The organism is bacterium (genome assembly GCA_016873475.1).
Taxonomy (GTDB): domain Bacteria; phylum Krumholzibacteriota; class Krumholzibacteriia; order JACNKJ01; family JACNKJ01; genus VGXI01.
Genome location: VGXI01000197.1, coordinates 1 through 5,615, shown reverse-complemented (window position 1 = coordinate 5,615; position 5,615 = coordinate 1). Strand labels below are relative to the sequence as shown.

6 protein-coding genes and 1 tRNA gene are annotated in these 5,615 nt (G+C 68.9%); 6 read left to right on the top strand and 1 reads right to left on the bottom strand.

All coding sequences use genetic code 11. The features are described from left to right. On the bottom strand, nucleotides 1-1,740 hold a 1,740-nt coding region (locus tag FJ251_12940; GenBank protein MBM4118614.1), incomplete at its 3' end, for a M3 family oligoendopeptidase. Nucleotides 1,741-2,060: 320 nt separating this feature from the next. On the opposite strand from FJ251_12940, the gene FJ251_12935 reads away from it, so the two are divergent. The 6 genes from FJ251_12935 (at nucleotide 2,061) to FJ251_12910 (ending at nucleotide 5,607) form a co-directional block, all read left to right on the top strand. Continuing rightward, a complete protein-coding gene (locus FJ251_12935) occupies nucleotides 2,061-3,386 on the top strand; it encodes an HlyC/CorC family transporter (protein MBM4118613.1) in 1,326 nt (441 codons plus the stop codon). Nucleotides 3,387-3,493: 107 nt separating this feature from the next. Further along, nucleotides 3,494-3,569 (top strand) — tRNA-Asn (locus FJ251_12930). 33 nt (nucleotides 3,570-3,602) lie between these two features. Next, nucleotides 3,603-4,025: a hypothetical protein gene (locus tag FJ251_12925; protein MBM4118612.1), complete on the top strand. Its 423-nt coding sequence runs from the start codon at nucleotides 3,603-3,605 to the stop codon at nucleotides 4,023-4,025. Between the two features lie 2 nt (nucleotides 4,026-4,027). Continuing rightward, entirely contained in the window at nucleotides 4,028-4,357 is a 330-nt protein-coding gene (locus tag FJ251_12920; GenBank protein MBM4118611.1) for a hypothetical protein, read from the top strand. Nucleotides 4,358-4,622: 265 nt separating this feature from the next. After that, on the top strand, nucleotides 4,623-4,988 hold the full coding sequence (locus tag FJ251_12915; protein MBM4118610.1) for a PadR family transcriptional regulator: 366 nt from the start codon (nucleotides 4,623-4,625) through the stop codon (nucleotides 4,986-4,988). A 4-nt stretch (nucleotides 4,989-4,992) separates the two neighbouring features. Continuing rightward, nucleotides 4,993-5,607: a hypothetical protein gene (locus FJ251_12910; GenBank protein MBM4118609.1), complete on the top strand. Its 615-nt coding sequence runs from the start codon at nucleotides 4,993-4,995 to the stop codon at nucleotides 5,605-5,607. The last annotated feature ends 8 nt before the right edge of the window (nucleotides 5,608-5,615 follow it).

The window sequence follows — 5,615 nt, the reverse complement described above, 5'->3', positions numbered from 1 at the left end:
TTGCCAGAAGGCCGGGTCGCTCCAGTCCACGCCGAGCTTGGCGAGGAGCTGGGCGGGCGCGGCGCTGCCGCCGGCCGCCAGCATCGCCTCATAGCCGGCGAGGAAGCGCTCGCCCTGCTGCTGGTAACGCCGGTAGAGCGCGAGCACCACCAGGTAGCTCGCGCAGTACGCGTAGACGTAGCCCGGCACGTTGACGAAGTGGCTCACGTACATCCAGAAGCAGTCGGCGTCCTTGGCCGGCGTCATCGTCTTGCCGAAGTAGGCGCGCTCGGCTTCGGCGAAGTGGCGGGCGATGTCCGCCGCGCTCAGCTCGCCCTTCTCGCGGCGGTGGTTGTGCACCGCGTTCTCGAAGCGGTTGAACTGCATCTGGCGGAAGGTGGTGGCGAAGCCGTCCTCGATGATCTCCTGGAGCATGTGCAGGCGCTCGCGGGGATTCTTGGTGCGGGCCAGCAGCTTCTCGTAGAGGACGGTCTCCATGAAGACGGAGGCGACCTCGGCCATGACCAGGCTCTCCACCGTGCCGAGGGGGCCTTGCTTGCGGCTCAGCTCCATGTGGACGGCGTGGCCGAACTCGTGGGCGAGGGTGGCGACGTCGCGCGCCTTGCCCGTCCAGTTCATCAGCACGTAGGGCAGGCCCTGCATGTTGGGCATGCAGAATGCGCCGCCGCGCTTGCCCGCGTAGGGGGGGACATCGACGTGCTGCTGGGCGAACATGTCGCGGGCGATGCGGCCGAAGCTGGGACGGGTCTCGGCGAAGAGCTCGACCACCATGTCCATCGCCTGGGCGTAGGGGATGCGGCGCTGGGGCGCGCCGGGCAGCGGCGCCCAGACGTCGTAGGACATGAGGGCGGGCAGGCGCATGGCCTTCTGCTTGAGGCGCAGGTAGCGGCGCAGGATGTCGCTGCGCTCGGGGCAGGCGGCGACGAGCGCGTCCACGACCTTGTCGGGGATCTCGTTGGCCAGGTTGCGGCGTTGCACCCAGTGCTCGTAGCGGCGAACCTCGTCGCCGACCATGCTGCCTCCCAGCACCATGTTGAAGGCGAAGGTGAGCGGCTTCTGCGCGCCGAGCAGGCCCTTGGCGCGGGCCTCGCTGGCCAGGCGGCGCGTCTCGCGATTCGGGTCCCGGAACTTGGCGGCGATCTCGGACTCGGTGAGGGTCTTGCCCTTGAGCTGGTACTTGATGTCCGAGAGCACGCTGCCGTAGTAGCGCACCCAGGCCGGCGTGCCGACCTGGCCGAGCTTGGACGCGAGCACTTCTTCGGCCTCGCTCAGCGTGTGCTTCTTGTAGGCGCGGGCGTGCGCCAGGTAGTGGCGATAGCGGGCGAGACGCGGGTCGCGGATGAGGCCGCGCGCTCTGGCGTCGGGGGTGGCCACCCACTCGACGTGGAAGAACTCGAGCTGCGAGGCGGCCTTGGTGTGCCGCTCCTGGACCATCTGGAGGAAGGCGCCCCAGCTCGGGTCGTTGCTCTTCGTGGCGTGCTCGAGCTGCGCGTAGATGAAGAGGCGGTAGGAGATGACCTCGATCTTCTCCAGCTCGCCGAGCGCCTTGTGCAGGGTGGGCGCCGCGAGCCGGGCCACCTTGCCGCGATAGGCCTTGGCGAAGGCCGCGCAAGCGCGCTCGAGGAGCCGGAAGTCGCGCTCGATCTTGGCGTCCTTGCGGCTCGAAAAGAGCGCGGAGAGATCCCAGAGCGGCTCCTTGGCGACGGACTTGGCGGACTGCGCAGGGCGAGCGGTGGCCATGGCGATTCACTCCCTCGACTGGTGGGCCGCGACCAGGGCGCGGCAAGATGGGGCCGCGGCGGCAACGCGCGCGGCGGCCCGCCCAGTGTACTCGGATTTCGGCACCGGGCAAGGCTTCCTGCGCGGGCAGCGCGTCGATCGCCAGGGGGGGGCCTTGACAGCCCTCGCGAGCGACCCCTATCCTGAGCGTCGCCCTTCCGCGGCAGCCCGCCCGGCGGAGGGTGCGGCGGCCGACCGCAGGGTGAAGGTCGATCGCTTCGCGGGGCACCGGATCACATGACGACGATCCGCTCGCGGCTCGTCGTTGGCAATGGGCCGTCATGCTCTATTTTGAACTGCTGGTCGTCCTGCTGCTGATCCTGGTCAACGGCCTCCTCGCCATGTCGGAACTGGCCCTCTTCTCCGCGCGCAAGAGCCGCCTCGAGCAGATGGCCAATCAGGGCGGTCGCGGGGCGCGCGCCGCGCTCCGCCTCATCGACGATCCGAGCCGGTTTCTCTCGACGGTGCAGATCGGCATCACGCTGGTCGGCATCATCGCCGGGGCATTCAGCGGCGCGACCCTGGGCCAGCGGCTCGGGGGCTGGCTCAACACGCTGCCGCTGATCTCGCCCCACGGCGGTTCCGCCGGCATCGGCATCACGGTCGTGGGCATCACCTACCTGTCCCTGATCATCGGCGAGCTCGTGCCGAAGCGGATCGCCCTGGCCCATTCCGAGCAGGTCGCGGCGCTGGTGGCCGGACCGATGCGCGGGCTCTCCTTGATTGCCGCTCCAGCGGTGTGGCTACTGCACGTTTCCTCCGAGCGGGTCCTGCGCCTGCTCGGCCTCGCCGGCACGCGCGAATCCACCGTCACCGAGGATGAAGTCAAGTCGCTGATCGCCGAGGGCACGCAGGCCGGCGTCTTCGTGCCCCAGGAACAGGCGATGATCGAAGGCGTGCTCCGTCTCGCGGATCGTTCCGTGCGGGTCATCATGACCCCGCGCAGCCGGATCGTCTGGGGGGATGTGAATGCCGACCGCGACACCATCATCGCCATGGTCGAGGCCCACCGCTATTCGCGACTGCTGGTCTGCAACGGCACGCTGGACAAGCCCGTCGGCTACATCCACACCAAGTACCTGCTCCCCGAGGCCCTGGCGCGGGATACGGTCGAGCTGGCCGCCTTGGTCTCGCCGCTGCTGCTCGTGCCGGACGGCGCGACGGTCCTCAGCCTTCTGAATCGGTTCAAGAAGGAGAAGGTGCACATCGCCGTCGTTGTGGGCGAGTACGGCGACACGGAAGGCCTGGTGACCCTGACCGACGTGATCGAGGCCATCGCCGGCGATCTGCCGGAGCGCGGGGAAGACAGCGGTCCCCGGATCGTGCAGAGAGACGACGGGTCGTGGCTGGCGGACGGAGGGGTGCCCACCGACGAAGTGGAAGCCGTGACGGGCATCGACATGGGCGATACGGTGGACATGCTGGCGGGCTTCGTGCTGGACCACCTGGGTCGGATCCCGATGGCCGGCGTCAGCTTCAGGCACGGCGACGCACGCTTCGAGGTCGTCGACATGGACGGCAACCGCATCGACAAGGTGCTGATCGCAGTGATCGCGACCGACGGCGGGCAGCCAGCGGAGGCGACCCGACAGGCCCGCGACGATTGAGCCCTGGCCGCGTCCCGGGCTGGGCGGTCGCATGCCGGGCGCACCGGTCCGGCGCCGCTGGGCGCCTTGACAGCCAGCGGAGGCGGCCCTATCCTTGATTCTGCTATTCCTCGGTAGCTCAATTGGCAGAGCATGCGGCTGTTAACCGCAGGGTTGAAGGTTCAAGTCCTTCCCGGGGAGCCTCATTGCGATTGCGGCGCTGTCGCGGGGAGGGGAATGCGGGGGCTTGCGGCCTTGGTATCGCTCCTATCGATCCTCGCGGGTTGCTCGGCCTCGACTTCTTTCATTTCACCCAAGGGCCACCGCGCCTATCTCGTTGTCGTGGACGACGAGTACGCCCTGATGCGCGATTCCACTCTCGTCATCCCCTGGGCTGGGGCAGAGGCCGCCACAACCTGGGATCCCCAGGCACAGGTCGCCCTGGCCGCGGTCGATAGCCTGCACGGCTCCGGACAGACTCAAATGGCGGTCGGTGGGGTTCTCCTGATCTTCGTGCCGCCGATCGGGCTGGCGATCATGGGCTCCGGTGAGAGCAAGGTCGGCCTCGCCCGCGCGCGACTCATCGATGCCATGAACATCCAGAACGATGCCGTGGCCCGTGCGGCGCTGATAGACCCCGATCGCAGCAAGGGGGACTGAGCATGGCAGAGCACTTCAAGGCTCGGCGGGCGGCCGGCCTCGTTCTCGCCGTGCTCGCGCTCGGGGGAGCAGGTTGCGCGCCCGCGCTCACCCAGTACGAGCGGCAACACGCCGCCCCTGGTGAACTCGTCTGGTACTACGACGGCGATCTCAAACTGTACAAGGACGGCAGCCTGGTCTGCGAGTCCGACTGGGCAGGCCTGACGGGCGATGTTGCTGGCGTGCCACGCGCAGAGCGGCTGGCGCAGGCGGCGCGGGATCACCGCACTGCCGGCAACCGGCTGACGTGGATCGGTGTGACGTGGTCGTCGGCAGCGCGGTGTCCAGCCTGATGAGCCTGCCTTCGGATGACGAGTACACAGGCTCAGTGTTCGATCATCGCAGCTTCTGGATCGGCGTCGGCGGCTTCACGACCGGTATGACGATGGTGCTCGTCGGCGATCATCTGGGCTACAATGTAGCCAAGGGCGAGGCCATCGATGCCGTGAACGTCTACAACAGCGAGTTGCTGCGGAGCGGGGACTGATCGCCGTCTCGCCGGACCCATCCGCCCGCCGTCTTGACATACCTAGAACCCCTAGGTATACTGCCTCCGGCATGGACATCAACAAGGACCTCGTCGCCGCCTCGGCCACGCCGCTCGTGCTCGCCATCCTCGCCGAGCGGGAGAGCTACGGCTACGCCATCCTGAGGCGCGTGAGCGAGCTGTCGGGCGGGAGCCTCGCCTGGAGCGAGGGCATGCTCTATCCGGTGCTGCACCGGCTGGAGCGGCTGGGCTACATCGCCGGCCGCTGGCAGCAGGCGGAGACCGGCCGGCAGCGCAAGGTCTACCGGATCACGCCGCAGGGGCGCGCGCAGCTCGCCGCCGAGCGCAAGCAGTGGCAGGCCGTGGACGAGGCCCTGCGCAACATCTGGTCGCAGCGACTCCTGACCATCCAGCTCAAACCGCTCGGAGGTTGCTGAGGAGATGGCAACAGGGGTGGACGCGCTCGAGGGCCAGATCGCCGAGTGGCGGGCCTTCGTCGGGCGCGGCAAGGCGATCGCCGGCGCCGATGTGGAGGAGCTCGAAGGGCACCTGCGCGACCAGATCGAGGCGCTGACCGCCGCCGGGCTGGCCGCCGACGAGGCCTTCCTCGTCGCGGTGAAGCGGCTGGGCAGCGTCAGCGCGCTCTCGGCGGAGTTCGCGCGCGAGCACAGCGATCGGCTCTGGCGCCAGCTCGTGCTCACGAGCGGGGCCGGGGCCGAGGCGGGCGAGGCCGGAGCGCGACCCGCGCGCAGCGAGGGGCGGGTCGTTCTGGCGCTCGCCGCCGCGGCTGCCGCAGCGATCAAGCTGCCGGAGCTCTTCGGCATTGCGATCGCGAGCGAGGCGCCGCTCTTCTACATGCGCAACCTGTCGTTCTTCGTGCTGCCCTTCCTGGCCCTGTACCTGGCCTGGAAGCGGGGCCTCGGCGCAGCGCGCTGCCTGCGCGGGCGCGCTCCCTTTGCCGCCCTCGAGCGCTGGCAGACCGGCTACCTGCCGGTGTACTCTCTCTGGGCGGCGGCCGTGGTGCTGCTCTTCCCGCTCATCTTCCGCTTCGCCTGAGCGGAGCG

What these genes read in the sequence shown, in the direction of transcription:
- FJ251_12920 (MBM4118611.1), top strand. Translation starts at nt 4,028, where the DNA reads ATGGCAGAGCACTTCAAGGCTCGGCGGGCGGCCGGCCTCGTTCTCGCC.
- FJ251_12925 (MBM4118612.1), top strand. Translation starts at nt 3,603, where the DNA reads ATGCGGGGGCTTGCGGCCTTGGTATCGCTCCTATCGATCCTCGCGGGT.
- FJ251_12915 (MBM4118610.1), top strand. Translation starts at nt 4,623, where the DNA reads ATGGACATCAACAAGGACCTCGTCGCCGCCTCGGCCACGCCGCTCGTG.
- FJ251_12910 (MBM4118609.1), top strand. Translation starts at nt 4,993, where the DNA reads ATGGCAACAGGGGTGGACGCGCTCGAGGGCCAGATCGCCGAGTGGCGG.
- FJ251_12935 (MBM4118613.1), top strand. Translation starts at nt 2,061, where the DNA reads ATGCTCTATTTTGAACTGCTGGTCGTCCTGCTGCTGATCCTGGTCAAC.